The organism is Amycolatopsis sp. NPDC028719 (genome assembly GCF_055565395.1).
On sequence record NZ_JBVHUL010000001.1, the window covers coordinates 656,545 to 681,722 of the forward strand.

A 25,178-nucleotide genomic window follows, 5' to 3' on the forward strand; every position below is an offset into this window, starting at 1 on the left:
GATGATGTTGTCTTTGGGACTGAACAGTTCCCGCCCACACACCAACACCCCCCCCCCCTCGCTTCCCGCTCCCCCCCGCCCCCCATACCACTTTCCCGCCACTTCCACCCCCGCGGTCGGGGTGCTGCACGACGCGGGTTTCCCGCTCGGCGAGGCGACCCGCGCGGCCGGGGTGCTGGTGCACTTCGTGCTCGGGCGGGCCGTCGAGGACCAGACGCGGCCCGCGCCCGCCGCGGAGGCGGCGATGATCGCGACCGAGTCGTTCCCGTTTCCGCTGCTGGCGCGTGGCCTGCGCGAACGCGCCGGCTCGACGGTCGAGGACGACTTCCGGTACGCGCTCGGCGTGCTGCTCGCGGGACTCGACGCGTCCGTGCCCAGGCGCCTAGCCTAGGTCGCGGCGGCTGAGGTCCTCCTCGGTCTCGCGACGCACCAGCAGCGTCGCGACGCCGTTCTTGACGCCGACCAGCGGCGGCCGCCCGACCTGGTTGTAGTTCGAGGCCAGCGAATGGTGGTACGCGCCGGTGCACGGCACGGCCAGGAGGTCGCCGGCGCGCAGGTCGCCGGGCAGGCTGATGCCGTCGGCGAGGACGTCGCCGGATTCGCAGTGCCGGCCCACGACGGTCATCGGGACGCGCTTCTCCTTCGACCGCCGGCCGACCAGGCGCGTCGTGTAGCGCGCGCTGTAGAGCGACGGCCGCGCGTTGTCGCTCATCCCGCCGTCGACCGCGACGAACGTGCGGCTGCCGCGCTTGACCGCGCACACGCGGTACACCGTGATCCCGGCCGGCCCGACGAGCGCCCGACCCGGCTCGATCGTCAAGCGCGGCAACGGGAAGCCGTGCGCCGCGCACTCGTAGGCGAGCGCCACGCGCAGGCGTCGCGAGTAGCCGCCGAGGTCGAACGCGGGCTCGCCGCCGACGTACGGCACCGCGTGCCCGCCGCCGAGGTCGAGCTCCCGCAGCGTGACGCCGTGGGTGTCGCGGATCCGGACGAGCACCTCGGCCATCCGGCGCGCGGCGGCTTCGTAGCGGTCGATGCGGGAGACCTGCGAGCCGATGTGGCAGTGCAGGCCGATGAGGCGCAGCCCGGGTTGGGCGAGCACGGCCTGCACGGCCGCGTCGACGTTGTCGGGGACGCCGTCGAGCAGCGAGAACCCGAACTTCTGGCCTTCGGTACCGGTGCTGATGGCCGCGTGCGCCCCGGCCGCGACGCCCGGCGTCACGCGGATCATCACCTGCTGCGCGCCGTGCGCGAGCGCGCCGAGCTGCTCGATCTCGTCGAGCGAGTCGACCACGATCCGCCGGACGCCGTACTCGAGAGCGGCCTTCAGGTCTTCGGGCGTCTTCGCGTTGCCGTGCAACAGCATGCGCTCGGCGGGGAAGCCGACTGCGCGCGCGACGGCGATCTCGCCCGCGGAGCAGGTGTCGAGCGACAACCCCTCTTCGGCGACCCAGCGCAGTACGGACCGCGTACACAGCGCCTTGCTCGCGTACGCGACTTCGACGTCCGGCAGCGCGCGGCGGTACTCACGGGCGGTGTCGCGGACCTGGTGTTCGTCGATGAGGTAGGACGGCGTCCCGAAGCGGGCGGCGAGGTGGCTGACCTTCGCGCCGGCGAAGAGGAGTTCGCCGTCTTCGCCGAGTCGGGTGCTTCGCGGCCAGACTCCTGGCTCGAGGTGATCGGCGGCTTCGCAGCCGAGGCTGGGAAGAAGCTCGCTGAGCGTCACAGGGTGCCTCCGGGCATCACGGCGGATCGGACCCGGTCAGGACACCGCTGTCCCGTTCGCCGTGCTTCCCCCGTGAATGCGGTCCTGACGCGTTCGTGCCGGCCACTTACTGCTTATTTACGCGCGAGTAACTTCGGTCACGCCGTGCGTGACCTGCGCAAAGCCGCCCGTCGTGGCGAGGTGCTTCCGCCACGACGGACGTGCTGGGAGGACCTGGCGTCAGCGGACGGGCTCCGGGGCGGTGTCGAGCTCGTGCACCATGCGCACGGCCAGCGCGAGCGCCTTCGCGTCACCGAGCTTGGTGTCCTCCATGACGATCTTCTTCACGCGGTCGACGCGCAGCTGGTAGCGGGTGGAGGAAGTGGCCGATGTGGTCATCGTTCGGTCCTTTTCTGCTCTTCGAAGGCTGTACTCGTGTGGCTTTTGTGCCCCCGGGGACCTTCCGGGCTCTGGTGGTCCTGCACCGTGCCGCACACGCAACCGCGGTTGGTTCCCTGTGCGGTCTCGGTCGCGGCGCAGTAGCGGCGGGCGATCGCGTCGTGCGTGCCGAGCGGGTGCGGGCAGCTCGGGCACTGGTTGCCGGAGCGGGGCACCTCGGGTGCGTCCGGCACCGGGGCCGTCACGCCGTCGCCTCGGCCGGGCGCCGCCGCAGCGGTTCGCCCGCTTCGTGCAGGTGCTGCAACACGTACCCGTAGGAGCGCGCCCAGCCGCACTCGGCGTAGGAAATCCCGTGCCGGGCGCAGAAGTCCCGGACGATCACCTGGGCGTGCTTGAGGTTCGGCCGGGCCATGCTCGGGAACAGGTGGTGCTCGATCTGGTAGTTCAGCCCGCCGAGGGCGAAGTCGACCACCGGCCCGCCACGGACGTTGCGCGAGGTCAGCACCTGCTTGCGCAGGAAGTCCAGCTTGTGCCCGGCCGCCAGCATTTCCATGCCCTTGTGGTTGGGCGCGAACGAGCAGCCCATGTACAGCCCCCACAGGAACTGGTGCACCAGGACGAAGATGATCCCGGTGAGCGGCGAGAGCACGATGAACACGGCGGCGAGGTACGCGACGAGGTGCGCGATCAGGAGCGCCGACTCGAGCTTGCGCTTGCGGACGTCCTTGCGCAGCACCGCTTTCACGCTCGACACGTGCAGGTTGAGGCCTTCGAGCAGCAGCAGCGGGAAGAACAGGAACGCCTGGTACTTCGCCATCCAGCGCAGGAACCCGCGCTTCTGCGCGCTCTGCGCCTTGCTGAACGCGAGCGCGGCGATGTCGACGTCCGGGTCTTCTTCCTCGTGGTTCGGGTTGGCGTGGTGCCGCGAGTGCGTGCCGACCCACCAGCCGTAGCTCAGCCCGGTGAGTCCACCGTGGACGAAGCCGGTCGCGTCGTTCGCCTTGCGGCTGCTGAAGATCTGCTTGTGCCCGGCGTCGTGCCCGATGAACGACAGCTGCGCGAACATCATCGCGAAGAACGCCGCGAGGAACAGCTGCCACCACGAGTCGCCGAGGAAGACGAACGCGACCCAGCCTCCGCCGAAGGCGGCGAGGTTGAGCCCGATCCGCACGGCGTAGTGGCGGCGCCGTCGTTGGAGGAGGCCGGCGGCCTTGATCAGCCGCGACAGTTCGGCGAAGTCACTGCCGGACGTCGCGGGAGTATCCGCAATTTGGGCTGAAGACATCAACACACCGCTCTGGGTAAGTCGTTAAAGGCTTGTCCAGCAACGGTTTCCAGCCCTGACGGGGTCTGGGTCCGGTTCGGGAAAGGGCACTGGGGCCTGGTCGCGGTGGTACCGCGTCCTACCCCCAGGGTCTCACCCCACCGGCGGATTGGCAATTCCCCGTGGACGGCGGAAGAGGTGTACAGTCGGCCACATCGGGATGAAGGTGATCTACCCCACACCCGTGACCTTCCGGCCGGATCGCTCCGACCGGGGACAGGAGCCGAGTCCGGGTCCGGAACCCGCTCGTACGCAGCCGTGCCGGCCGATGGCCGGCGAGCAGCCGCCCGTAGTCGCGCAGAGCGACGCCCGAGGCGCCCAGTTGGGTTGTTACAGCTTGTTTCTTCCGGTACGACTCCGGTCATCAGGTGGCTCGTCGGCGAGCCGGACTTCGGCGTCACCGCGCTCCGGCGCGCCGATGAGTCACCACCTTCACGAAAGCCCCCAGGACGAAAGCAGTCCGAAGAGGCGTTCGCGTTCGGGTCCGGTCAGCAGCCGGCTCGGCGGTCGGACGTCGGGGCGGCACAGCCCGAGCTGACCGAGCGCGTCCTTGACGACGCTGACGTTGTTGGCGTTCCCGTTCGCCGCGCGCAGCTCCTCGAACGGCCGGATCCGTTCCCAGACCGCCATCGCGGCCGGATAGTCCCCTGTGGACAGTGCGCGGAACATCTCCAGTGAGATCGCGGGGTCGACGTTCACCAGGCCCGAGGTGAACCCCGTCGCGCCGACGGCGAAGTACCCGGGCGCCGAGAGCTCGGCCAGGCCGGCGATCCACACGAACCGCTCGAAGCCCGCGTCCCGCGCGACCGAGCCGAACCGCACCGGATCCGGCACGGCGTACTTCACGCCGATGACGTTCGGCGCCGCCTCGCCGAGGGCGTGCAGCTGCTCACCGGCGATCGCCGGGTTGCGGACGTAGAGCACGACGCCGAGTTCGGGCACCGCGGCCGCGATCGCGGCGTGGTAGTCGACCCAGCCGTCGCCGGAGATGTACGGGTGCACGGGCTGGTGGATCATGATCATGTCGGCGCCGGCGTCCCGCGCGTGCGCGGCGGCGCGCGTCGCGGACGCGACGTCGTGACCGACCCCGGCGAGCACACTGGCCCTTCCTGCGACGGCCTCGACGGTGACTTCCAGGCACTGCCGGGCCTCGGCCGCGTCCAGTGCGTAGAACTCCCCGGTGTTCCCGTTCGGCGTCACGACTTCGATACCCCCGGTGACCAGCCGGTCGACGAGCTTCGCGTACGTCTGGCCGTCCACGGCGCCCTCGGCGTCGAACGGGGTGACCGGGATGGCCACCACCCCGGACAGCCGCCGCCTCTGCTCCTCGAACGTCATCGGGCTCCCTTCGTTCCAGTCGTTCCAGTACGGTGTTCCTCCGGCAGCCCGCCGGCGACCCGGTCGATGAAATCCGTGATGTGCTTGCGCAGCAGGTGCTCCGCCTGCCGGGCGTTCCCGCTTTCGGCCGCGGTCAGGATCGCGCGGTGCTCGGCGGCTTCTCCCTGCCACGTCGGGCTGATGTCCCAGCCGGTGACGGTGATCAGGGCGGCCTGGTCGCGCAGGCCGTCCAGGATCTCGACCAGCAACGGGTTCCCGCACCCGGCGTAGAGCGCGCGGTGGAACAGCCGGTTGGCCAGGCTGGCTTTGACGCGGTCGGCGGCGTTCGCGCCGGTCTCGACGTCCGCCAGCACTTGCCGCGCTTCGCTGAAGTCCGCGCCGCGCTCGACAGCGCGTCGGACGGCTTCGGGCTCGAGGAGCGCGCGCAGGTCGTACACCGCGTTCGCGCTCTCGGCGTCCATGACCCGGACCGCGGCCCCCTTGTACGTGCTCATCGTGACCAAACCGGAACCGGCGAGGATTCGCAGGGCTTCACGCACCGGCGTCTTCGACACGCCGAGCAGCGCGCCTACCTCGCCTTCGACGAGCGTTTCCCCCGGTCCGAACTCCCCGCTCAAGATCGAATCCTTGATCGCGTCCCGCACGAAATCCGTGCGGGAGACGGGCGGCGGCGGCCTCCGGGCCGAAGAAGTGCTCGCCACTGGCATGTCCGATCTGATATACGATGCGACATACAACATTATCACGGACCCAGGGAGCAGCCATGCAGCGTCGCACCGGCTTCCGATTCCGCCGGGTGCTCCTGGCGGCCGGCCTCGCCGCCGGACTGGCGGCCTGTGGCGCGCCCGGTGGAGGCGGCGGCCAGGCGGCGGATCCGCAGGCCGTGCCCGACCAGCCGAGCAAGCCCGTCGACCTGAACATCCTCGACATCGCGGGCAACCTGCAGCTCACCAAGCAGATGATCGAGAACTTCAAGGCCGCGCACCCGGAAGTGCTGGCGAAGGTCACGTACTCGACGGCGCCGGCCCCGAGCATGGCGGGCAAGCTGAAGGCCGAGCAGGACGGCGGCGTCGCCCAGACCCACCTCGTCCTCAGCGGCACGGACGGTCTGTCCGCCGGCATCGCGAACGGCACGCTGGCGAAGATCCTCCCGGACTTCTCGAGCCGGTTCCCGAACCTGATGCAGAACTACCTCGAACCCGCGGCCAAGATGCAGGAGCTGGCCAACGGCTACGGCGTCGAGGTCGTCTACTACCCCTCCGGCCCGCTGCTCGAGTTCAACCCGGGAGCGGTTCCGGCCGCGCCGGCGTCCCCGCAGGAGCTGCTCGACTGGGCCAAGGCCCACCCGGAGAAGTTCCAGTACGCGCAGCCGTCGAACTCCGGCCCGGGCCGGACGTTCCTGATGGGCCTGCCGTACCTGCTCGGTGACAAGGACCCGAAGGACCCGGACAAGGGCTGGGACAAGACCTGGGCGTTCCTGCAGGAGCTGGGCAAGTACGTGAAGTACTACCCGTCCGGCACCACCGAGACGATGAAGAACCTCGCGTCGGGAGCGGTGGACATGGTCATGTCGACGACCGGCTGGGACATCAACCCGCGCAAGCTCGGCACGGTGCCGAACACGGTCAAGACCGCCATCATGCAGCCGATGCACTGGGTCACCGACGCCCAGTACGCCCTGATCCCCAAGGGCCTGTCGCCCGATCAGGAGTCGGCGATCCTGCAGCTGATCGCGTGGATGCTGAAGCCCGACCAGCAGGCGATCGCCTACGACGACGGCTACTTCTACCCCGGCCCGGCGGTCAAGGACGTCACCCTGCAGATGGCCCCGCAGAAGAGCCAGGACACTCTTCGGCAGTTCGGGCGCCCGGAGTACGAGCAGTGGATCTCGCAGTACCCCAAGGAGAGCTCGCTGCCGGCCGAGCAGCAGGTCAAGGCGTTCGACAAGTGGAACCAGCTGGTCGGCGGCTCGAAGGTCGGCAAGAAGTGACGTTCGAGCAGCTCCGGCTGGACGGGGTCTCCCGCAGCTTCGGCACCGCGAACGCCCTGAGCGGCCTCGACCTCGCCATCGCGCGCGGCGAGTTCGTGGCCCTGCTCGGCCCGTCCGGCTGCGGCAAGTCGACCGCGCTGAACTGCCTGGCCGGCCTGCTGCCCCTCACGGGCGGCAGCATCTGGCTCGACGACGCCCGCATCGACGGGCAGCCCCCGGAGCAGCGCGGGTTCGGGATGGTCTTCCAGAACTACGCGCTGTTCCCGCACATGTCGGTCCGCGCCAACGTCGGCTTCGGCCTCAAGATGCGCAAGGTCCCCCGCGCCGACGCCCGCCGCCGGGTCGACGAGGCGTTGCGCCTGGTGCAGCTCACCGACCACGCGGCGAAGTTCCCCGCGCAGCTTTCCGGCGGGCAGCAGCAGCGCGTCGCCATCGCCCGGGCCGTGGTGCTGGAGCCCCCGGTCGTCCTGATGGACGAGCCGCTGTCCAACCTCGACGCCAAGCTCCGCCTCGAGATGCGGATGGAGATCCGCCGCCTCCACCAGACGCTCGGCTTGACCACGGTGTACGTCACCCACGACCAGGAGGAGGCCCTGTCGCTGGCCGACCGCCTGGTGGTGCTGCGCGACGGCACGGTCCAGCAGATCGGCACGCCCGAGGAGGTCTACGCCCAGCCGGTGAATAGCTACGTCGCGTCGTTCATGGGCTACCGCAACCTCCTGGACGTGACCGTCATCGGCGCCGCGGGCTCGTCGATCACCGTGGAGGGCGCGGGAGCCCGGCTGACGGGCCGCGGGTCGCTCACGGACGGCCCGGCCAAGGTGGCTATCCGCCCGGAGGACTTCGTGGTCGGCGACGGCACGGCCAACGCCCTCGACGTGACGGTCGAGATCGTCGAGTACCACGGCCGCGAGCTGTCGGTCTCGGCCCGGCTCGCGAGCGGGGTGCCGGTCTACTTCCGCACCGACAAGCGCCTCGCTCCCGGCGACACCACCCGGATCGGCGTGCCGGCCGAGCGGGTCCTGGTGTTCGAGCCGTGACCGCCGTCGCGAGTGCCCGCCCGGCACTGCGTCACCGCCTGGCCGAGCGCGGCATCGACCGCACCCTGCTCCTGCTGGTGCCCGGCCTGCTGGTCACTGCCTGCCTGTTCCTGTACCCCTTCCTCTACGGCCTCCAGCTGTCCTTCGCTCCACGCCAGGGCGGGATCTTCGCCAACTACGCGCGCTTCTTCGGCGACCCGTACTTGCGCGACACCATCTGGACGACGCTCGGCATCGCGCTGCCCGCGACGTTCATCAACGTGCTCGCCAGCATCCCGATCGCCTACGTGATGCGCGGCCGCGTCCGCGGCAAGCGCCTCTTGACGACGATCCTCGTCGTGCCGATCACGCTCGGCACGGTGCTCACCGCGCAGGGCCTGATCATGTACGGCGGGCCGGCGGGCTGGCTGAACAAGGTGCTCACCGTCCTCGGCATCACCGACGAGCCGCTCCCGCTGATCCACAACTACACCGGTGTGCTGCTGTCCCTGGTGATCACCGGCTTCCCTTTCTCCTTCCTGCTGACGTTGTCCTATCTCTCGGGCATCGACCCCTCCTTGGAGAAGGCGGCCGCAACCCTCGGCGCTAACGGCGTCCAGCGCTTCCGGCGCATCACGCTGCCCCTGCTGGCTCCCGGCCTGGCGATCACCTTCTGCCTTTCGTTCGTGATGGCGTTCTCGGTCTTCCCCTCGGCGCAGCTCGTCGGCGACCCCGCGAACGAGACCCGCGTCATCTCGATCGCGGCCTACCACGCCGCGTTCGAGGAGTACGACTACTCGATGGGCTCGGCCGTCGCGATGCTCATGGCGGTGGTCATGCTGATCGTGATCGGCCTGGTCATGGCGTGGCGCGGCACGCTGTACCGCGGAGCGACCGGAGGCAAGGGATGAGCGGTTGGGTCGCGCGTCCCGGACGTTGGGTCGTCTGGGCCATCGTCGTGTTCTTCTTCGTCAACCTCGCCGGCGTCGTGCTCTCGGTGGTCGTCGACTCGTTCGGCAGGCAGTGGTTCGGCACCTGGCTTCCGGACGGCTTCACCACCCATTGGTACGCCGACGCCTGGCGCGAGTTCGGCCTGTCCGACGTCCTCCTCACCACGGCGATCGTCGCGCTGGTGGTGATCGCCGTGTCGGTGGCGGTCGGCGTCCCGGCCGCCTACGCGCTGGCCCGCCGCTCGTTCCCCGGCAAGCGCCTGGTGATGCTGCTGTTCGTGCTGCCGATCCTGATCCCTCCCATCACCTACGGCATCCCGCTGGCCACCGTGCTCTACAAGTTCCACCTGGCCGGCACGACCACCGGCGTGATCCTGGCGAACCTGGTGCCGTCGGTGCCGTTCGTCGTGCTGACCATGACGCCGTTCATCGAGCAGATCGACCCGAAGATCGAAGCCGCCGCGCGCATGTCCGGCGCGCGCACGGTCTCGGTGTTCACCCGGATCCTGGGCCCGCTGCTGCTGCCGGGGATCCTGGCCGCCTCGATCCTCGTGCTCGTCCGGACGGTCGGCATGTTCGAGCTGACGTTCCTCACCGCCGGCCCGGACTCGACGACCCTCGTCGTGGCGCTCTACAACTCCGTGTTCGCCGCGGGCATCCGGGCCAACCAGTCGGTCGACGCCATGGCGACCATCTACACCGCCTCCATGCTCGTGCTCCTTCTCGTCGCGTTGCGGTTCGTGAACCCGACCCAGCTGGTCACCCGGATCCGGGAAGAGACCTAGTCCATTCGCTCATGTGTTCGACTTTACCGCGAAACGTCGAACCCGTGATCGACACGATCGGGCGAACGTGGAACTTGCGCCTCCCCCGAGGGGAGGTGTCAGGCTGAGGGCATGCGGTACTCGATCGGCGAGCTGGCCCGCCGCACCGGCTTGACGGTCAAGGCCGTCCGGTTCTACTCCGACCGCGGCCTCGTACCGCCGGCCGGACGCAACACCGCAGGTCAGCGCCGTTACGACGACGCCGCGCGCAGCCGGCTCGACCTCATCCGCACGCTCCGTGACCTCGGCGTCGACCTCGCCACGATCCGGCGGGTCGTCGACGGCGAAGCGACCGTCGCCGACGTCGCGGCGAAGCACGCCGAGGCGCTGGAAGTGCAGATCCGCGTGCTGCGCGTGCGCCACGCGGTGCTGACGGCCGTGGCGAAGCGCGGTTCGACCCCGGAGGAGACAACACTGATGCACGAGCTGGCTCGACTGTCCGAAGTGGAGCGACGCCGCCTGGTCGGCGACTTCCTCGCCGACGCCCTGGGTTCCCGTCCCGGACTCGAAGGCATCGCCCGCACCTTGACCCCCGAACTACCGGAGAACGCGAGCCCCGAGCAGGTCGAGGCCTGGATCGAGCTGGCGGAACTGTTGCAGGACAAGGAGTTCCGCTCGATCCTGCGCCGGCTGGTGGACCAGCACGAAGGCGGCCTCCGCCGCGACCTGGCCGCCGAGGTACGCGACGCCGTCACGCCGGCCCTCGACGCCGGGGTCGCACCCGACTCACCGGAGGCCAGGGCGATCGTCGACGGTCTCGGCCGTGATCCCGTCCGGCTGCGGGACTGGCTGGCCCTCGTCGGCGATCCCCGGCGCGAGCGCTACCTGCGGCTGCTCGCGGTGATCAACGGCTGGGCCGCCCCGGAAAGCCTGGCGCCGGCGTTCGGCTGGCTGGCCGCGGCTACGGCTTGACCTCCGCCCGGATCCACGCCAGCACGTCGTCGACCGGCTGCGCGTCGATCCGGCGTCCGTCGCGCAACCGCAACGAAAGCTGCCCCGCGGCGACCTCCTGCGGGCCGAGCACGGCCTGGCACGGCACGAGCCGCCCGTCCCGGATCCGCGCGCCGAGGCTGCCTTCCGGCGCGATTTCGACACGCAGGTCATCGCACCGGTCCAGGATTTCCCGCGCGTAAGGCAGTTCGGCGGCGGACAGCGGCAGCAGCCGCAGCTGAACCGGCGCCAGCCAGGCCGGGAACGCGCCGCCGTGGACCTCGACGAGCTGCGCCACCGCCCGTTCGACGCTGCCGATGACGCTGCGGTGCACCATGACCGGCCGGTGTTTCGCCGCATCGGCGCCGACGTACTCGAGGCCGAACTGCTCGGGCTGGTGGAAGTCGACCTGGACGGTGGAAAGGGTCGATTCGCGGCCCGCGCTGTCGACGATCTGGACGTCGATCTTCGGTCCGTAGAAGGCCGCTTCGCCCTCGACGGCGTCGTAGGGCAGCCCGTCGAGGACCGAGCGCAGGATGTCCACGGCACGGTCCCAGTCGCCGGGGACGTACTTCCCGCCGGCGCCGGGCAGCGAAAGCCGGTAGCGCGCGGGGCTGATGCCCATGGCGTCGTAGGCCCGCCGGATCATGGCCAGCGCGGCGGCCGCCTCGGCTTCGACCTGGTCCGGGGTGCAGAAGATGTGCGCGTCGTTGAGCTGGATCGCGCGTACCCGGCTCAGCCCGCCGAGCACGCCGGAGAGCTCGCTGCGGTACATCGCGCCGATTTCCGCGATGCGCAGCGGAAGTTCGCGGTAGCTGTGGCCGCGTGAACGGTAGATCAGCGCGTGGTGCGGGCAGAGGCTCGGCCGCAGCACCAGCTGCTCGCCGCCGACGTCCATGGGCGGGTACATGTCGTCGCGGTAGTGCGACCAGTGCCCGGAGATCTCGTACAGCTCGCGTTTGCCGAGCACCGGCGAATGGACGTGCCGGTACCCCGCGCGCCGTTCCAGGCCGCGGACGTACTCCTCGAGGCTGTGGCGGACGATCGCGCCGTCGGGCAGCCAGTAGGGCAGGCCCGCGCCGATGAGCGGATCGGTGTCGAACAGGCCGAGTTCGCGGCCGAGCTTGCGGTGGTCGTGCATGGCGGACTCCTCGTGGACGGCGAGACGGCCGGCCACGAGACGAAGCCCGGGGCGACCGCCCCGGGCTTCGTGAGCATGATTCAGCGCGCCGGGACACTTTCCGGCGTCGTCGTGTTCGCTGCGCGCTGCATGTCTCCCACGGTAGTCACGCGCGCCAGCCGTTTTCACGAAGCCAGGAACAGCTCCAGCTGCTCGACGACGAACGCGTGGTCGTCGGCCTGCGGGAGGCCGGACACGCCCACCGTCCCGACCGGGCCGACCCCGCGGACGAGCACCGGGAAGACGCCGCCGTGGGCCGCGTACTCGTCCGGGTTCAGGCGAGAGTCCTCCTCGAACGAGCCGCCCTTCGCGCGGAACTGCGTGCCGATCAGGAACGAGCTGTGGCCGTAGCGGTCCACGACGCGGCTCTTGCGGTCGATCCACGCGTCGTTGTCGGCCGATGTGCCCGGCAGTGCTGCGTGGAAGAGCCGCTGGCCGTTGCGGCGCACCGAGATCGTCACCGGCAGCCCGCGCTCCCGCGCCGCGGCCAGCAGCTGGGCGCCGAGAGCCAGGGCGGTCTCGTTGTCGAACTTCGTGAACTGAAGGCGTTCTTCCTGGTCAGCGAGCTGGGCGAGGCGATCTGCAGCGGTCATCAGGCCATTAAATCAACAGCGTTGTTTAATTGCCAGTGACCTCGGTCAAGGACAGCACGTTGCCGTCCGGATCGCGGAACCACGCGATCCGCGCGCCCGGCGTGGTCCAGATTTTGTCGGTGTCCTGTGGCAGCGTGTCGAACGTGAGGAACTCCACGCCCCGGCCGCGCAGCCCGGCCACCGCTTCCCGGATGTCGGCGACCGCCCAGCCGAGCACCGTGAACGGCTGCGGCGTGAACTCGGCGACGGCGGTGACGCGGAGCATGGTCGCGCCACTGCGGAACACGCACGCGAAGGGAGTCTGCTCGATGAACTCGAGCCCGGCGACATCCGTGTAGAAGGCGCGGGAGCGCTCCAGGTCGGTCGACGGTGCGAAGGCGACCAGATCCGCTGAGTCGAGCACGGGTACCACCTCTCTCCGCGGGGAACGTACCCCTCGTCAGGCCGCTGACGCGGGGATGAGGAGGCAGGCATGGGCCGGATCCGGCGGCGCACGGTGCTCGGCGGCGCGGCCGCGGCCACTGTCGCCGGCTCGCTGGCGGCCGCGTGCGCCGCGCCGGCGCGGAAGGGGACGATCGACGACGTCCGCCACGTCGTGGTGCTGATGCAGGAGAACCGGTCGTTCGACCACTACTACGGCACCATGGCCGGCGTCCGCGGCTTCGGCGACCGCGCGGCGCTGCGGGACGTCTTCCACCAGCGCGGCAAGGGCGCGCCGGTGCTGCCGTTCCGGGTCGACACGTCCGTCGTGGACGGCCAGGACCTCGGCGAGCTGCCGCACGACTGGAACAGCACGCACCGCGCGTGGAACGGCGGCGCGTACGACAGCTGGGTCAAGGCCAAGAGCCCCATGACGATGGGGTACTTCACCCGCGACGACATCCCGTTCCAGCGTGCGCTGGCGAGCGCGTTCACGCTGTGCGACCACTACTTCTGCTCGATCCAGGGCCCGACGCAGCCGAACCGGCTGTTCCACTGGACCGGCACGATCGACCCGGACGGCGTCGCCGGCGGCCCGGTCACGCACAACTTCCCCGACTACGAACCGTCGTTCCGCTGGACGACGTACCCGGAGCGGCTCGAGTCCGCCGGGATCTCCTGGCGGATCTACGCGAACGACGAGGAGCGCGGCGTCCCCGAGCACTTCGCCGGCGACTACGGCGACAACCCGCTGTGGCTGTTCCGGAACTTCCACGACGCGCTGCACTCGATCGACCCGGTGAAGCAGCGGCTGGCCGAGCGCGCGAACCTGCGCAAGAAGCTGCTGCCCGACTCCGGCAAGGGCAAGGACCTCGACCACGTGCTGGCCGAGTTCCTCGCCGACTGCGCGGCCGGGACGCTGCCCGCGGTGTCGTGGGTCGTGGCCCCGTACGGCTACTGCGAGCACCCCGCCGCCCGGCCGGTCGACGGCGCCGCCTACGTCCAGCGGATGCTGAAAGCGTTGTGGGACAAGCCGGAACTGTGGGAATCGACCGTCGTCTTCCTCAACTACGACGAAAACGACGGCTTCTTCGACCACGTCGTCCCGCCGGCGCCACCACCCGGGACTCCGGGCGAGTACCTGCCGGGAAACCGCCCGGAGAAGGGCGGTGCGTCCGGCGCCCCGGTGCCGATCGGGCTGGGGCCGCGCGTGCCGATGACCGTCGTCTCGCCGTGGAGCCGCGGCGGCTGGGTCAACTCACAGGTCTTCGACCACACGTCGGTGCTGCGCTTCCTCGAGACGTGGACCGGCGTGCGCGAGCCGAACATCTCGGCCTGGCGCCGGGCCATCTGCGGCGACCTGACCAGCTGTCTCGACTTCCGCACGCACGACACGACGATCCCGCTGCTGCCGGACGCGGACGCCTTGCGCGCCGAAGCCGACCGGACGCAGTCCCGGCTCCCGAAGCCCGGGCTCGGGCCCGGCGCCCTGGTGCAGGACCCCGGCACGGCGAAGGCCCGCCCGCTGCCCTACCAGCCGGTCGCCTGGGTCACGGCCGGGCAGGGCGCGCTGAAGCTGCACCTGGCCAACCACGGGACGCAGACGCTGCAGCTGGCCGCGTACGCCTACCACGCCGGCGGAGCGTCACAGCGCTTCGACGTCGGTCCGAACAGCGAGACGACGGGCGAAGTCCCGTACGCCGAGTCGTACGACGTCGCCATCCACGGCCCGAACGGGTTCGTCGTCGAGGCCTCCGGCCAGGCGGGCCTCGACGCCTCCGTCACGTTCACGCCGGCGCCCGCGCTGCGTGTCACGGTGACCAACAACGGGGCGGCGCCGGTCGCGCTGAACGGCGTCACGATCGCGCCGAAGGCCTCGCACGACTTCCCGGTGCCGGCGAAGAACGGCTGGTACGACGTCACGTTCGAGGCGCCCGGGTGGCGTCGCCGCTTCGCCGGGCACCTCGAAGACGGCCGCCCGTCGCGGACCGGGCCCTAACGCAGGGCGTCCAGCGCGAACGCGGCGAGCATCGCGACGCCGTTCGGCATCGCGTCCTCGTCGAAGAGCACGCGGTTGGAGTGGTTCGCGGCCGCCTCGGCGGGGTCGACGCCGGGCGGGCACGCCCCCAAGAACGCGTACGCGCCCTGAACGCGTTGCAGGACGTAGGAAAAGTCCTCGGCACCCATCAGCGGGTCCGCCATCAGCTCGACGTTCTCCGGGCCGAGCACGGCCTCCCCGAGCGTCAGGACTTCGGCGGCGACGCGGTCGTCGTTGACCGTCACCGGGTAGCCCGGCTCGACGTCGGCGACGACGCGGCAGCCGTACGCCGCGCCGACCTGCTCGCACACCTTCGGCAGCTCGGCGCGGACCAGCGCGCGCGTCTGCTTGGACAGCGCCCGGATCGTGCCCTGCAGCTCGGCGGTCTCCGGGATGATGTTCGTCGTCGTGCCGGCCTGGATCCGCGTCACCGAGAGCACCGCCGGGTCGAACACGCTGACCCGGCGCGTGATCATCGTGTGCAGCGCGCCGACCATGGCCGCGGCCGCCGGCACCGGGTCGATCGTGTGCTGCGGCGCGGAGCCGTGGCCGCCCTTGCCGGTGACGAGGACCGAGAACGAGTCCGCCGACGCCATCTGCGCGCCCGGCCGGACCGACAGCAGCCCGCTGCGCAGGTTGGCGAGGATATGCACGCCGAACGCGCGCTCGACCCGCGTGCCGGCGGCGTCGAGCACCCCTTCGTGGATCATGAACCGGGCGCCGTGGTGACCCTCTTCACCCGGCTGGAACATGAACACGACCGAGCCGGCCAGCTGGTCCTTGCGCTCGGCGAGCAGCCGCGCCGCCGACGCCAGCATCGCGACGTGCGTGTCGTGCCCGCACGCGTGCATCGACTCCGCGTCCTCGGACGCGAAGTCGAGGCCGGTCTCCTCGGTCAGCGGCAGCGCGTCCATGTCGCCGCGCAGCAGCACCGCCGGGCCGGGCCGCCCGCCGCGCAGGACGGCCGTCAGCGACGTCGTGGCCTTGCCTTCGGTGATCTCCAGCGGCAGGTCGGCGAGGGCTTCGCGGATCGCCGCCTGGGTGCGCGGCAGGTGGAGGCCCTGTTCCGGGTGGCGGTGCACGGCGCGCCGGAGGGCGACCGTGCGGTCTTGCAGCGCCCGCGCGTCGTCGAGGAGGCCGGCGAACGGCGTGCCGGGCAGCGTGGGCAGGTCAGTGGGGCCGGTCATGCTCCCGATAGTGCCCCATGCGGCGCTTCGGGCGCACCGTGCGTGCGCTCGGTCGAGCGGCGGAATACGGTGTGCGCATGGCGGTGGATGAGCCGGTCACGGGCTTCGCGGTAGCCGTGGTCCGGGAAGACGGTCGGTGGCGGTGCAGTGCGCTCGACCCGGGGGCGCTGACCGAGCTGGACGCAGCGATCACTGAACTGGGCAAACTACGTTCCACCGGTGCGTCCTTCGGGCTCCTGGCGGTCGACGACGAGTTCTTCGTCATCGTCCGGCCGAGCCCGCGAGGGCCGTCGTTGCTGCTCTCGGACGCGGCGGCGGCACTGGACTACGACATCGCGGCGGACGTCCTCGACGTCCTGCGCGTCGATCCACCGGACGAAGAGGACGACTCCGTCTGGCCCGAGGGCGACCTGTCGATCCTCGCGGACATCGGGCTGCCCGGGCCGGAGCTGGAGGTCATCGTCGGCGACGTCGACCTGTACCCGGACGAGCAGCTGCAGATGATCGCGCAGCGCGTCGGATTCGGCAGCGAGTTCGCCAAGTTCCTGGACGAGCTCTGAGACGGCCGTCCGACACCGAAGCCGTGGAGGCGGCGCTGGAGGCAGCGCGCGCCCCCGGCGCGGACGTGCCGATCGGGGCGGTGGTCTTCGCCCCGGACGGCAAGCCCCTGGCGGCGGCGCGCAACGCCCGGGTCGAGCTGGGCGACCCGACGGCCCACGCGGAGATCCTCGCGCTCCGCGCGGCGGCGGGCGTGGTGGGCGACGGCTGGCGCCTGGAGGGCTGCACGCTGGCGGTGACGCTGGAGCCGTGCACGATGTGCGCTGGCGCGCTGGTGCTGGCCCGGATCTCGCGGCTGGTGTTCGGGGCGTGGGAGCCCAAGACGGGCGCGGTGGGGTCCCTGTGGGACGTCGTGCGCGACCGCCGGCTCAACCACCGCCCGGAGGTCAGCGGAGGCGTCCTTTCGGCGGAGTGCGCCTCCGTCCTGGAGACGTATTTCGCGACGCGGCGCTGACCTGCGTGCGCTGCTGGGTACCCCGTCAGTATGACTATGAAGGACAAGGTCCAGCAGGCGGTCGGCGGCGCACGGTCGAAGCTCGGAGCGGCAACGGGCAACCGGCGCCTGGAGGCGTCCGGACGGATGCAGCGCCGCCGCGCGCAGGTGACCGAAGTGGCCCACGACCTGCGCGACCGCTTCCGAGAGGCCCAGGTCAGGCGGCGTACGCCCCGCCCTGGTGACCCCTCGTAAGGCTCGCGGGTGCCCTCCGGTATTGTTCTCGGCGGTGGCGTGTCCGAGCGGCCGAAGGAGCACGACTCGAAATCGTGTGACGGCTAATCCCCGTCCGTGGGTTCAAATCCCACCGCCACCGCTCTCGAATCGCCCGGCGACCCTCATGGGGTTGCCGGGCGTTTCGCTGTGCCGTCTCAGTTTCCGTCTCAAATGCCCCCTGATCAGGCGGGGCACAAGCGCGCCTTTCGGGCCGTCGTCCTCCTCGTCTTCGTCATCCGGATCGGGCCCACATGTGGGCGCCCACCTGCTCCGCCACCGACGTCACCAGCTCGGTTTTGACGTGCAGGTACCGCTTGGCCACGGCCGCGTTGGACCAGCCCATCAGCTCCATCACCGCGGGCAGCGGCACCTTCAGCTCAAGCAGCACCGTCGCGGCCGTGTGCCGCGCGTTGCGCACGCCTGCCAGGCGCAGCAACGCCTTCCACGCCCGGTCGTCCGGCGTCGGGTGCGTCGGCCGGCCGATCGGCGTGGCGAACACCCAGTCCCCTGCCGCCGCCTCGCGCTCTTCGGCCTGCTGGACGCGGTGCGCCTCCAGGGCCTCGATCACCGGTCGGGGAAGGCGATGACGCGGCGTCCGGCCCGCGACTTCACCTCGCTGACGACAGGCTGCCGCCATAGCGCTCCGGGCAGTAGGCGCCGTGCTCGTGCCCGCACGGCTTGTCGGGCGTGCACCCGTGCTGCCAGTTCAGTTGCTGGATCGAGCGGCGGACGGCGAGCGTGCCGGAGCCGGGCACTCGACGGCGGTGAGCTTCCGGCGGCAGGCTTCGCCGCGCGCGCACCCGTGCTTCCACGTGATCGTGACGTCAGACCACTTCAGCCCGAGCGCCTCACCGCGTCGGAGTCCGATCGAAAGCGCCACGATGAACCGCGCGCCATTCCGGATCTCCCCGGCGGCAATAATCAGGCTCCGCGCTTCCTCTCGCGAGAACGGCACGATCTCTTCCTCTTCGACACGCGGCGCATTCGCGATGCGCGCGGGATTCTCGACGATGTGCCGCCGCCGTACCGCTTCGTTGAGCGCCGCTCGGACGGTCCGGTGTGCGAGGTGCGCGGTTGACGGGTGGAGTCCTTTTTGGAGGACTTCCGGTAAGTCACCTCCAGGTGCTCAGGTCGCAATTTGTCGCCGTTGGTGCCGCGATGTTCTCGATTCAGTGGGTAAGCCACTGCTCGACGGTCAGGCTCCGTCCCGCTTTCCGGACGCGGCCGGAATCGCGCTGGCGCTCAAGCTCCCGGACGGCTTCGATGACTTCCGTCTTCCGCTCGACGTGCCGCCGGTCCGGCTTACCGTCCTCGCGGATTCCCATCGTGACGCGGCCGTGCCATTTCTCATCCTGTTCAGGCGGCGGCCGACGCGGTGCCGGTCAACCGCTCGACGTAGGCGGTAAGCGCGGACGTGGGCACCCGTCGGAGGTGTCCGACTTGGACGGTGGCGATCTGCCCGGCCTTGATCAGGTTGTACATGGTCGTGCGGCCGATGGAGAGCTGTTTCGCGGCGGCCTCGACCGTCAGCAAGACGCGCGTGGTGGGCATGTGCGGCGTCTTCATTGGACTGCTCTCCAGGTGCTGTGCGTGGTCACTGGACTTCGGCGTGGTGCGGCGCAACTGGGCTCCCCCTCGGTCATGTGGGCGTGCGGGATCGCCACGCGACGGCGTACGTGGTGACCGCTTGGGTTAGGTGCCGCGAGGTGGCGTGGCTCGTGCCTGGACGGGCGGTTCGGTGGGCGACCGGTCGGGGCCTAACCCGCCTAACTCCGTGACTTTCGGCAGGTCGGAGCGGATTGGCTCGGCTCCCGCCGTCGGGTTGGATCCCTAACCCGGGACGTCGACCTAACCCGGCGGGCTAACCCGCCGCCGGGACCGCCTCCCCGGGCGTTCCAGGGCCGTTGCCGGTGCTGCCTCCTGCCTCCCCGCCGCCGCGGGAGCGGCTAGACCTAGACCTTGCCGGGTGGTCGAAATGGCGCGTAGGGCCTGCGTCGAGGTGCCTCCCGTTCGAGGGTCTGGGGCCTGGATGGGCCAGCGGATACGGAGGGGTCTAGGGGAGCGGTCTAGACCTGAACCCCTGCGGTCCAGGTGGGCGGCGTCGGGCTCCTCGCCCAGGCCACATTCGGGGGATCACTCATACTGGGTTCATGAGCGAGCCACTGCCCGATCCCGTCCCGGTCAACTGGGTCCGGCGGCGCCGTGGCTACGCCTCGCGGCCACCGCGCCGGCGAGGGCCGAGGGGGCCGGCCGGGACCTGGATCACCGTGTTCGGCCTGGTGTTGGCGCTGGCCGTCGGGCTCGGGGCTGTCGCCGTGCGGCAGTACGAATCGCGGCTGCGCGCCGCCGGGCTGGAGACGTCCGCGACGGTGACGGACATCCTCCGCATCCGGCTGAGCTACAACGTGAACGTCCGCTTCACGACCACGACCCGGCAGGATGTCACCGCCCGGCTGGACGACTTCCCGCGCGACCCGCAGCTGAAGATCGGCGACGAGTTGCGCATCCGCTACGACCCCGACCGGCCCGACATCACACTGTGGGACGTCCGCGACCCACCGGACTTCACCGGCGCCACGATCTTCCTGGTGTCGCTGGCCGCCGTCCTGGCCTTGGCGTCCGTGCTGTTCTTCCGGTTCACCCGACTGCGATACCGTGCTCGGCCTCGAAGTCCGGAGCCATGATCACGTCGCCGCGACTCAGGTCGTGCACACTGCGCTTTTCCCACCGCCACCGCTCTCGAATCGCCCGGCGACCCTCACCAGGGTCACCGGGCGTTTTGCTGTGACCACACGCCGAGCCATTGCTCGGCGCCATAAGCTTCGAACCGCTTCACTTCGGTGAAGCCCAGCTTCGCCGCGAGCCGCATCGAACGGTCGTTGGCGGTTTGGGTGCAGAGAGCCACCGGCTCACCGGGATGCGCGCCCGCGAACCAGTCAAGGGCCGCCGCGCACGCCTCCGCCGCGTACCCGTGGCCCCATGCGTCCGGCAGGAACAGGTAACCGAGTTCGGTTTCTGCGACGTGGTCTTCGCCGTCGCGAGGATCGAGCGTGATCATGCCGATCAGCGCCCCGCCGAGAGCGACGACGAACAGGCCGGGCCGCCGCCCGGGCACTGCGGCTGTCGTGCGCTCCAGTTCGTCCCGGGGTTTCGGGCCGCCGATGTAGGTGCCCACGTCCGGCGAAGCGAACAGTTCGATGAACGTGGCACGGTCGCGGGCTTCGGACGCGCGGAGCACGAGCCGGGCGGTGCTGATCGGCGCGGGTGGCCACGTGGCTCCGGGCATGCCTGGCAACCTAGCGCACACCGGTAATGCCGCGGCTCGCCGACGCGATACAGACCCCGACGATGGGGCAAGCGGAGGTGCGGCTGTGGATGATCTACTGGTGGAACACCTCCCCGGGAAGGTCGAGGAACGCGGTCTCAGTGTGTCGGTGTTCGGGGAGTACCTCCGCGAAATCGGGTTCGTCGAAGACGTGCACATCGCCGCGATCCGGCCGGGTGCGGTGCGGGGCAACCACTTCCACACGCGCAAGCGCGAGATCATTGCCGTCGCCTACCAGGACCGGTGGTCGTTGCATTGGGACCGCGGGGTGGACACCGAACCTCGTCGACAGGACTTCGGGGGAGCCGGTGGGGTGCTGGTCCGCCCCCCGCTGGGGTGGTCGCACGCGATCCGCAACGACGGCGACGCCGACCTGTGGATCGTCGCACTCAGCGATCGGGCTTTCGATCCCGGCGAAGCCGTTACCCGGCACGTTGTGGAGCCGGCGTGACCGAGTTCCGGACGTTCTGCCACATCAGCGAATACGGCGAAGCCGGCTACCGGCACCTGCACCGCATGATCGCCAGCAGCAGTCCACTCGTTCTCTGGGCGCCGTCGAGTGCCTTGCTGACGGCTCCCACGTGTCAGGTCGAACCGCGGGAGTTCGTCGATTTCGTCCGTAAGGGGCACGTGCGCGTCATCGCTCGAGAGGAGTGGTTGCTCTCGCCGTCGAAGCGGAACGCTCATCCGTGGGAAGGCGCCGCCTGGACGCCGTCGGTGGACGACGAGCTCAAGAAGTTCGCGGAGGCCGACCGTGACCTCGAGGCCTCGCAGCGGCGAGTCACGGTCGCCCCGCCCGAACCCGGCCGGGCGTGGGCCAAGGACCACTTCGACGAGAACGGGGAATTGGTCGCCAAGGTAACGCGGGTGTTGAAAGGCCGTGCGCCGGAGAAGAACATCCCGATCGGCGTGCTGGAAACCGCGCGGCGCTACGAAAACGACCCTCGGCAGACCGTCGAGCACATTCTGCGGGACGTTTGCAACCACGGCGACGCCATTACCCGGTCGGGCGCGGAAGCGCCGTTCTTCCTGAGCCCCCGGGACAGCCAGTTCCTGCGGTGGATCGACTCCGCCGCGGAAACAGCCGTGCCGTACCGGCAACAGCACCTTGACCACGCCGAACTGGCCGCTCAACTCCTCGCGTTGCTGCGAACCATGGAGATCTCGGGTGGGGTGACCGATCTAAGCCGATTCGTGGGTTCGGCCGGGCATGACGAACTGGCCCGCTGGTACGCGTCGATCTGTCGCTGCGCCGCCCTGGAACGGCCGAAATCCCTCGAAGGCAAGGTGTCCCGTGAATTGAACCGCGCGCTCGACGGGGGGCGGCTGCACAACACGTTTCGCTCGTGGATCTCTCGGAGAGCCGAAGCCCCGGTCTTCGCGCTGGGCCTGGCCACGACGGTTGCCGGACCGTTCGTCGACGGCCCCAGCATGTTGTCGCTGGCCGGTGTGCTGCTCGGAGCGATTCCGGTCGGCAACGGTGTGTTACGGCGCCTGGGATACGTGCCGGCGCAGTACACCGGCGCGCAATGGCCTTTCCTCTACAGCTTCGGGCACGAGGCCTCGGCCCGGCGTATCAGACGGCTACGCAGAGCGTTGGATCTGGCAGCCGAAGCTTGACTTGAAGGGCTCTTGAAGTGTGACGGTGGTCGGCACCAGCTGATCCCCAAGGAGCACACCATGAAGGTCCTCGTCACCGGGGCCACCGGCAACACCGGCCGCCATGTCGTTCGCGGCCTGCTCGACGAAGGCGCCGACGTCAGGGTCCTCGTCCGCGACCCGGCCAAAGCGCCCGGAGGGGAAACCGTCCAAGGCGACATCACCGACCCCGGCGAAGCCGCCGAGGGAGTCGACGCCGTCTACTTCGTCTGGCCCTTCTACTCCGCCGAAGGAATCGACAAAGCCGTAAAGCCCTTCAAAGACAAGAAGGTCGTCTACGTCTCCTCGGCAGCTGCCGAAGACGGCGGATTCTGGGCCGACGTCGAGGAAGCCGTCGGAAACGTCACCGACGACTGGACTTTCCTCCGCATCACCGGCCTCGCCACCAACACCCTCGGCTGGGTGGAGCAAGCGAAAACCGGCAAAGTGCGGGCGCCCTACGGCCAAGCCAAACGTTCGCTCGTCCACGAAAAGGACGTCGCCGACATGGCGATCAAAGCATTCACCGAAAACCACGCGAAGCAGATCTACCTCGTCACCGGACCGGAAGCGCTTACCCAGGCTGCGCAGGTCGAGATCATCGGCGAAGCGCTCGGCACACCCGCGAAATGGGAAGAACAACCGCTCGCGGAAGCGGCAACGCAACTGGGCGAGCAATTCGCGAAGAGCGCCCTGCCCTACTGGGCCTCACTCGTCGACGACCCGGAGCCCGTCTCGCTGGACGTCGCCACCGTCACCGGGCATCCGGCGAGGAGCTTCGAAGACTGGGCCCGGGAACGGTTCAGCTGAGCTCGACCGCCGGCACCGTCAACGGCTCCAGCTCCGCCAGCAGCGAAGACAGCGACGCGATCTTCGCCGAGACCGTCCGGACCACCGCCGCGCACGTCGTGCTGACCGTGCTCACCACCTCGGGTGACCGGTCGTCCGCCAGCACCGCCGCGACGGCCGCCGAGGCCGTGTCCGCGAGGGCGGACACCTCCGCCGACGCCGACGTCGCCAAGGCGTCCAGCTCGGAAGCGATCCGGACGCCCAGCTCGGCGGTCGCCGCGGCCGCGCGGGCCGCCGCGGCGTACTGACCGTCCACTGTGTCCGCCCAGATGCCGAACGTCTCCGCGCTGCCGCCGGTTTCGCCCTGCTCGACGCCGTTGCGGAATTCCGCGGAAGCCGACGTCATCAGCGACGCGCCCGCGTCGACCGCCGAAGCGGACGCGCTGATCGCCGACGGCGAACAGTCCAGGTGCCGCAGGGCCGCGACCGGGTCCGGGACGCCGATGCGGCCCGCCGCCGTGCGCAGGGCGGCCAGCCGGGCGGCCGCCGACGTCAGCGCCGGGTGCTCGAACACCGGAGAGGTCACGGCGCCACCGCGATCCGCCCCCGGAAGCCGGAGCTCCGGGTGCTCTCCGCCGCCATGCGCAGCCGGCCGGCCAGGTCGGACGTCGCGTCGCCGAGGACGCGCGCGTCCGCTTCGCGCGCTGCGAGGGCGGACGCCCAGCGCGCCGCCAGCTCGCGAGCCTGCGGGGAAATGCCGAACGGGGTCGAGTCGACGCGGGCTTCGGCGAACTGTCCCGCCGCCTTGTCGTCGGCCGCCGCGGCCTGGTCGAGCAGGTCCGCGGCGGTGCGCAACCGGTCCGGCGCCTTCGGGGCGTTCCGGGTGGCGAAGCCCCCGGCGCTCGAAACCTCACCCCCCTTCTTCAGGGGGTTCCGGGCGGCGGAGCCTCCGACGCGGAGCTCCGGGATGTCACTACCGAGCCGCGAGCCTCTGCCTTCCGGCATGGGGACCTCCGTCGTCAAGGGCGCTCACCCGATCGTGGAAGATCTTGCCTCATGGTCCCGAGCCGGCCGCATCGCGGTGACCTGCGGCGTTGATCGCGTTCCACCAAGTGGACGTCTTGACCGCAGGGCGGGAGGAAGAACACCATGTGCACATGCCCGCCACCTCGGAAAGCACGCCTATCCGGTGGCACGGCCGCGCCTCCAAGCGGTCGATCGGGGAAGGCACCGTGGAGCTCCTGCTGCGCCGCGGCCGCCTGGGCTCGCCCCCTGCCTGACGCGAACCCGGCGTCCGAATTCTCCCGAAAACCCTTGGAGCACAACCATGTCCGTAGACCTGCCTGCCCGGATTCAGCTGCGGGAGGCCGTCACCCCCGATCACGGCATCGTCGAAGGTCCCCGCGTCCTGCACCGAAGCGGAAGCGGCGAGCCGTACGAGCGCTTCACCCTCCGCCCGCTGGGCCGGGTGATCGGCGCCGAGGTCGACGGCGTCGACCTGGCCGAGCCGCTGACCCCTGAGCTGCGGGAAGACCTGCACCGGGCCCTGCTGGAGTGGAAGGTGATCTTCTTCCGCGACCAGCGCATCACGTCGGCGCAGCAGCGCGCGTTCGCCGCGAACTGGGGTGAGCTGGAGACCAACCCGTTCATCCCGAAGGGTGACGACGACGCCGTCACGCGCTTCGAGCGCACCGCCGCCATGCCCGGCTACGAGAACATCTGGCACGTCGACGTCACCTGGCGGCCGAACCCGGCGCTCGGCTCGGTGCTGCGGCTGATCGAGGTGCCGCCCGTCGGCGGCGACACGATGTGGGCCGACATGGCCGCCGCCTACGACAACCTGCCCGAGGACGTCCGCGCCCGCATCGACGGGCTCACCGCGGTGCACGACTACCTCCCCGGCTTCGACCGGTTCTCCGACCCGGCGCTGCTCGCGCAGTGGCAGGACGAGTTCCCGCCGGTCGAGCACCCGGTGGTCCGGACGCACCCGGAGACCGGGCGGCGCACCCTGTTCGTCAACCAGGCGTTCACCACGCACATCGTCGGCATGGACCGCGACGAGAGCGACCGGCTGCTGCGGTACCTGTTCCTGCAGGCCCACACGCCCGAGTTCCAGGTCCGGTTCAGCTGGCGGCCGGGCTCGGTGGCCTTCTGGGACAACCGCGCGACGCAGCACTACGCGGTCAACGACTACCACCCGCACGTCCGGATCGCGGAGCGCGTCGCCATCGCGGGCGACCGGCCGTTCTGACCCTTAGCCTG

Annotated in this window: 31 protein-coding genes and 1 tRNA gene; 17 read left to right on the forward strand and 15 right to left on the reverse strand. The window is 70.2% G+C overall.

Annotation, left to right across the window (positions count from 1 at the left end; all coding sequences use genetic code 11):
- Nucleotides 1-121: 121 nt before the first annotated feature.
- Nucleotides 122-391, forward strand: a complete 270-nt coding sequence (locus ACZ4TR_RS03225; RefSeq protein WP_465285549.1) for a TetR/AcrR family transcriptional regulator C-terminal domain-containing protein — start codon at nt 122-124, stop codon at nt 389-391.
- Here ACZ4TR_RS03225 and lysA read toward each other — a convergent pair.
- The 6 genes from lysA to ACZ4TR_RS03255 all read right to left on the reverse strand — a co-directional run bounded on the left by lysA (nt 383) and on the right by ACZ4TR_RS03255 (nt 5,467).
- Nucleotides 383-1,726 (reverse strand): diaminopimelate decarboxylase, encoded by a 1,344-nt coding sequence (gene lysA / locus ACZ4TR_RS03230; RefSeq protein ID WP_465285550.1) that lies wholly within the window; start codon nt 1,724-1,726, stop codon nt 383-385. The genes ACZ4TR_RS03225 and lysA overlap by 9 nt on opposite strands.
- A gap of 219 nt (nt 1,727-1,945) precedes the next feature.
- Entirely contained in the window at nt 1,946-2,104 is a 159-nt protein-coding gene (locus ACZ4TR_RS03235; protein WP_465285551.1) for a DUF6307 family protein, read from the reverse strand.
- Nucleotides 2,101-2,439 (reverse strand): RGCVC family protein, encoded by a 339-nt coding sequence (locus tag ACZ4TR_RS03240; RefSeq protein WP_465285552.1) that lies wholly within the window; start codon nt 2,437-2,439, stop codon nt 2,101-2,103. The genes ACZ4TR_RS03235 and ACZ4TR_RS03240 overlap by 4 nt, the downstream gene beginning before the upstream one ends.
- The gene (locus tag ACZ4TR_RS03245) at nt 2,346-3,389 is read right to left on the reverse strand and encodes a fatty acid desaturase family protein (protein WP_465285553.1); all 1,044 of its coding nucleotides are present in this window, start codon (nt 3,387-3,389) and stop codon (nt 2,346-2,348) included. The genes ACZ4TR_RS03240 and ACZ4TR_RS03245 overlap by 94 nt, the downstream gene beginning before the upstream one ends.
- Before the next feature lie 471 nt (nt 3,390-3,860).
- A complete protein-coding gene (locus ACZ4TR_RS03250; RefSeq protein WP_465285554.1) occupies nt 3,861-4,766 on the reverse strand; it encodes a dihydrodipicolinate synthase family protein in 906 nt (301 codons plus the stop codon).
- On the reverse strand, nt 4,763-5,467 hold the full coding sequence (locus ACZ4TR_RS03255; protein WP_465286278.1) for a GntR family transcriptional regulator: 705 nt from the start codon (nt 5,465-5,467) through the stop codon (nt 4,763-4,765). The genes ACZ4TR_RS03250 and ACZ4TR_RS03255 overlap by 4 nt, the downstream gene beginning before the upstream one ends.
- A gap of 62 nt (nt 5,468-5,529) precedes the next feature.
- Between ACZ4TR_RS03255 and ACZ4TR_RS03260 the strand changes: the two genes are divergently transcribed.
- The 5 genes from ACZ4TR_RS03260 to ACZ4TR_RS03280 all read left to right on the forward strand — a co-directional run bounded on the left by ACZ4TR_RS03260 (nt 5,530) and on the right by ACZ4TR_RS03280 (nt 10,461).
- Entirely contained in the window at nt 5,530-6,756 is a 1,227-nt protein-coding gene (locus tag ACZ4TR_RS03260; protein ID WP_465285555.1) for an extracellular solute-binding protein, read from the forward strand.
- Nucleotides 6,753-7,796 (forward strand): ABC transporter ATP-binding protein, encoded by a 1,044-nt coding sequence (locus tag ACZ4TR_RS03265; protein WP_465285556.1) that lies wholly within the window; start codon nt 6,753-6,755, stop codon nt 7,794-7,796. Before ACZ4TR_RS03260 ends, ACZ4TR_RS03265 begins: the two co-directional genes overlap by 4 nt.
- The gene (locus tag ACZ4TR_RS03270; RefSeq protein WP_465285557.1) at nt 7,793-8,686 is read left to right on the forward strand and encodes an ABC transporter permease; all 894 of its coding nucleotides are present in this window, start codon (nt 7,793-7,795) and stop codon (nt 8,684-8,686) included. Before ACZ4TR_RS03265 ends, ACZ4TR_RS03270 begins: the two co-directional genes overlap by 4 nt.
- Entirely contained in the window at nt 8,683-9,510 is an 828-nt protein-coding gene (locus ACZ4TR_RS03275; RefSeq protein WP_364512924.1) for an ABC transporter permease, read from the forward strand. Before ACZ4TR_RS03270 ends, ACZ4TR_RS03275 begins: the two co-directional genes overlap by 4 nt.
- Nucleotides 9,511-9,621: 111 nt before the next feature.
- Complete coding sequence (locus ACZ4TR_RS03280) at nt 9,622-10,461, forward strand: MerR family transcriptional regulator (RefSeq protein ID WP_465285558.1); 840 nt, start codon at nt 9,622-9,624, stop codon at nt 10,459-10,461.
- Here ACZ4TR_RS03280 and thrS read toward each other — a convergent pair.
- The 3 genes from thrS to ACZ4TR_RS03295 form a co-directional block, all read right to left on the reverse strand.
- Nucleotides 10,451-11,656 (reverse strand): threonine--tRNA ligase, encoded by a 1,206-nt coding sequence (gene thrS, locus ACZ4TR_RS03285; protein ID WP_465285559.1) that lies wholly within the window; start codon nt 11,654-11,656, stop codon nt 10,451-10,453. The genes ACZ4TR_RS03280 and thrS overlap by 11 nt on opposite strands.
- A gap of 128 nt (nt 11,657-11,784) precedes the next feature.
- Nucleotides 11,785-12,252: a heme-degrading domain-containing protein gene (locus ACZ4TR_RS03290; protein ID WP_465285560.1), complete on the reverse strand. Its 468-nt coding sequence runs from the start codon at nt 12,250-12,252 to the stop codon at nt 11,785-11,787.
- Nucleotides 12,253-12,277: 25 nt separating this feature from the next.
- On the reverse strand, nt 12,278-12,655 hold the full coding sequence (locus tag ACZ4TR_RS03295) for a VOC family protein (protein WP_465285561.1): 378 nt from the start codon (nt 12,653-12,655) through the stop codon (nt 12,278-12,280).
- Nucleotides 12,656-12,724: 69 nt separating this feature from the next.
- On the opposite strand from ACZ4TR_RS03295, the gene ACZ4TR_RS03300 reads away from it, so the two are divergent.
- On the forward strand, nt 12,725-14,671 hold the full coding sequence (locus ACZ4TR_RS03300; RefSeq protein WP_465285562.1) for a phosphocholine-specific phospholipase C: 1,947 nt from the start codon (nt 12,725-12,727) through the stop codon (nt 14,669-14,671).
- Here the strand turns inward: ACZ4TR_RS03300 and ACZ4TR_RS03305 are convergent.
- The gene (locus tag ACZ4TR_RS03305; protein ID WP_465285563.1) at nt 14,668-15,897 is read right to left on the reverse strand and encodes a M20 metallopeptidase family protein; all 1,230 of its coding nucleotides are present in this window, start codon (nt 15,895-15,897) and stop codon (nt 14,668-14,670) included. The two genes, ACZ4TR_RS03300 and ACZ4TR_RS03305, sit on opposite strands and share 4 nt — an antisense overlap.
- Before the next feature lie 77 nt (nt 15,898-15,974).
- Here ACZ4TR_RS03305 and ACZ4TR_RS03310 point away from each other — a divergent pair, with 77 nt between their 5' ends.
- The 4 genes from ACZ4TR_RS03310 to ACZ4TR_RS03325 all read left to right on the forward strand — a co-directional run bounded on the left by ACZ4TR_RS03310 (nt 15,975) and on the right by ACZ4TR_RS03325 (nt 17,264).
- Entirely contained in the window at nt 15,975-16,457 is a 483-nt protein-coding gene (locus tag ACZ4TR_RS03310) for a tRNA adenosine deaminase-associated protein (protein WP_465285564.1), read from the forward strand.
- A gap of 23 nt (nt 16,458-16,480) precedes the next feature.
- Nucleotides 16,481-16,909, forward strand: coding sequence for a nucleoside deaminase (locus ACZ4TR_RS03315; RefSeq protein WP_465285565.1), 429 nt, complete (start codon nt 16,481-16,483; stop codon nt 16,907-16,909).
- A gap of 30 nt (nt 16,910-16,939) precedes the next feature.
- Complete coding sequence (locus ACZ4TR_RS03320; RefSeq protein ID WP_364512885.1) at nt 16,940-17,143, forward strand: CsbD family protein; 204 nt, start codon at nt 16,940-16,942, stop codon at nt 17,141-17,143.
- 33 nt (nt 17,144-17,176) lie between these two features.
- Nucleotides 17,177-17,264: transfer RNA gene (locus ACZ4TR_RS03325), tRNA-Ser, on the forward strand.
- A gap of 132 nt (nt 17,265-17,396) precedes the next feature.
- On the opposite strand, the gene ACZ4TR_RS03330 is transcribed toward ACZ4TR_RS03325, so the two are convergent.
- Nucleotides 17,397-17,732, reverse strand: a complete 336-nt coding sequence (locus tag ACZ4TR_RS03330; protein ID WP_465285566.1) for a tyrosine-type recombinase/integrase — start codon at nt 17,730-17,732, stop codon at nt 17,397-17,399.
- Nucleotides 17,733-17,966: 234 nt separating this feature from the next.
- On the opposite strand from ACZ4TR_RS03330, the gene ACZ4TR_RS03335 reads away from it, so the two are divergent.
- A complete protein-coding gene (locus ACZ4TR_RS03335) occupies nt 17,967-18,242 on the forward strand; it encodes a hypothetical protein (protein ID WP_465285567.1) in 276 nt (91 codons plus the stop codon).
- A 278-nt stretch (nt 18,243-18,520) separates the two neighbouring features.
- Here ACZ4TR_RS03335 and ACZ4TR_RS03340 read toward each other — a convergent pair whose 3' ends face one another.
- Entirely contained in the window at nt 18,521-18,787 is a 267-nt protein-coding gene (locus ACZ4TR_RS03340) for a helix-turn-helix domain-containing protein (RefSeq protein ID WP_465285568.1), read from the reverse strand.
- Nucleotides 18,788-19,314: 527 nt separating this feature from the next.
- Between ACZ4TR_RS03340 and ACZ4TR_RS03345 the strand changes: the two genes are divergently transcribed.
- Nucleotides 19,315-19,848, forward strand: coding sequence for a DUF3592 domain-containing protein (locus ACZ4TR_RS03345; protein ID WP_465285569.1), 534 nt, complete (start codon nt 19,315-19,317; stop codon nt 19,846-19,848).
- 83 nt (nt 19,849-19,931) lie between these two features.
- On the opposite strand, the gene ACZ4TR_RS03350 is transcribed toward ACZ4TR_RS03345, so the two are convergent.
- Nucleotides 19,932-20,402 carry a GNAT family N-acetyltransferase gene (locus ACZ4TR_RS03350; RefSeq protein WP_465285570.1) on the reverse strand — a complete coding sequence of 157 codons (471 nt, stop codon included), beginning with the start codon at nt 20,400-20,402 and terminating at the stop codon, nt 19,932-19,934.
- Between the two features lie 133 nt (nt 20,403-20,535).
- On the opposite strand from ACZ4TR_RS03350, the gene ACZ4TR_RS03355 reads away from it, so the two are divergent.
- Genes ACZ4TR_RS03355 through ACZ4TR_RS03365 form a run of 3 tightly spaced genes read left to right on the forward strand, consistent with a single transcriptional unit; the run spans nt 20,536 to nt 22,937 of the window.
- Nucleotides 20,536-20,940 carry a polysaccharide biosynthesis C-terminal domain-containing protein gene (locus ACZ4TR_RS03355; RefSeq protein ID WP_465285571.1) on the forward strand — a complete coding sequence of 135 codons (405 nt, stop codon included), beginning with the start codon at nt 20,536-20,538 and terminating at the stop codon, nt 20,938-20,940.
- Nucleotides 20,937-22,109: a hypothetical protein gene (locus ACZ4TR_RS03360; RefSeq protein WP_465285572.1), complete on the forward strand. Its 1,173-nt coding sequence runs from the start codon at nt 20,937-20,939 to the stop codon at nt 22,107-22,109. Before ACZ4TR_RS03355 ends, ACZ4TR_RS03360 begins: the two co-directional genes overlap by 4 nt.
- Nucleotides 22,110-22,169: 60 nt before the next feature.
- Nucleotides 22,170-22,937, forward strand: a complete 768-nt coding sequence (locus ACZ4TR_RS03365) for an SDR family oxidoreductase (RefSeq protein ID WP_465285573.1) — start codon at nt 22,170-22,172, stop codon at nt 22,935-22,937.
- Here the strand turns inward: ACZ4TR_RS03365 and ACZ4TR_RS03370 are convergent.
- Nucleotides 22,930-23,502, reverse strand: a complete 573-nt coding sequence (locus tag ACZ4TR_RS03370) for a hypothetical protein (protein WP_465285574.1) — start codon at nt 23,500-23,502, stop codon at nt 22,930-22,932. The two genes, ACZ4TR_RS03365 and ACZ4TR_RS03370, sit on opposite strands and share 8 nt — an antisense overlap.
- On the reverse strand, nt 23,499-23,921 hold the full coding sequence (locus ACZ4TR_RS03375) for a hypothetical protein (RefSeq protein WP_364512873.1): 423 nt from the start codon (nt 23,919-23,921) through the stop codon (nt 23,499-23,501). Before ACZ4TR_RS03375 ends, ACZ4TR_RS03370 begins: the two co-directional genes overlap by 4 nt.
- Before the next feature lie 322 nt (nt 23,922-24,243).
- On the opposite strand from ACZ4TR_RS03375, the gene ACZ4TR_RS03380 reads away from it, so the two are divergent.
- Nucleotides 24,244-25,167: a TauD/TfdA dioxygenase family protein gene (locus ACZ4TR_RS03380; protein WP_465285575.1), complete on the forward strand. Its 924-nt coding sequence runs from the start codon at nt 24,244-24,246 to the stop codon at nt 25,165-25,167.
- Nucleotides 25,168-25,178: the final 11 nt, after the last annotated feature.

Bases quoted from the DNA above. Each gene is read 5' to 3' on its own strand.
- ACZ4TR_RS03235 (WP_465285551.1), bottom strand. From the start codon at position 2,104: ATGACCACATCGGCCACTTCCTCCACCCGCTACCAGCTGCGCGTCGAC.
- ACZ4TR_RS03245 (WP_465285553.1), bottom strand. From the start codon at position 3,389: ATGTCTTCAGCCCAAATTGCGGATACTCCCGCGACGTCCGGCAGTGAC.
- ACZ4TR_RS03250 (WP_465285554.1), bottom strand. From the start codon at position 4,766: ATGACGTTCGAGGAGCAGAGGCGGCGGCTGTCCGGGGTGGTGGCCATC.
- ACZ4TR_RS03260 (WP_465285555.1), top strand. From the start codon at position 5,530: ATGCAGCGTCGCACCGGCTTCCGATTCCGCCGGGTGCTCCTGGCGGCC.
- ACZ4TR_RS03275 (WP_364512924.1), top strand. From the start codon at position 8,683: ATGAGCGGTTGGGTCGCGCGTCCCGGACGTTGGGTCGTCTGGGCCATC.
- ACZ4TR_RS03280 (WP_465285558.1), top strand. From the start codon at position 9,622: ATGCGGTACTCGATCGGCGAGCTGGCCCGCCGCACCGGCTTGACGGTC.
- ACZ4TR_RS03290 (WP_465285560.1), bottom strand. From the start codon at position 12,252: ATGACCGCTGCAGATCGCCTCGCCCAGCTCGCTGACCAGGAAGAACGC.
- ACZ4TR_RS03300 (WP_465285562.1), top strand. From the start codon at position 12,725: ATGGGCCGGATCCGGCGGCGCACGGTGCTCGGCGGCGCGGCCGCGGCC.
- ACZ4TR_RS03305 (WP_465285563.1), bottom strand. From the start codon at position 15,897: ATGACCGGCCCCACTGACCTGCCCACGCTGCCCGGCACGCCGTTCGCC.
- ACZ4TR_RS03310 (WP_465285564.1), top strand. From the start codon at position 15,975: ATGGCGGTGGATGAGCCGGTCACGGGCTTCGCGGTAGCCGTGGTCCGG.
- ACZ4TR_RS03320 (WP_364512885.1), top strand. From the start codon at position 16,940: ATGACTATGAAGGACAAGGTCCAGCAGGCGGTCGGCGGCGCACGGTCG.
- ACZ4TR_RS03345 (WP_465285569.1), top strand. From the start codon at position 19,315: ATGAGCGAGCCACTGCCCGATCCCGTCCCGGTCAACTGGGTCCGGCGG.
- ACZ4TR_RS03365 (WP_465285573.1), top strand. From the start codon at position 22,170: ATGAAGGTCCTCGTCACCGGGGCCACCGGCAACACCGGCCGCCATGTC.
- ACZ4TR_RS03375 (WP_364512873.1), bottom strand. From the start codon at position 23,921: ATGCCGGAAGGCAGAGGCTCGCGGCTCGGTAGTGACATCCCGGAGCTC.
- ACZ4TR_RS03380 (WP_465285575.1), top strand. From the start codon at position 24,244: ATGTCCGTAGACCTGCCTGCCCGGATTCAGCTGCGGGAGGCCGTCACC.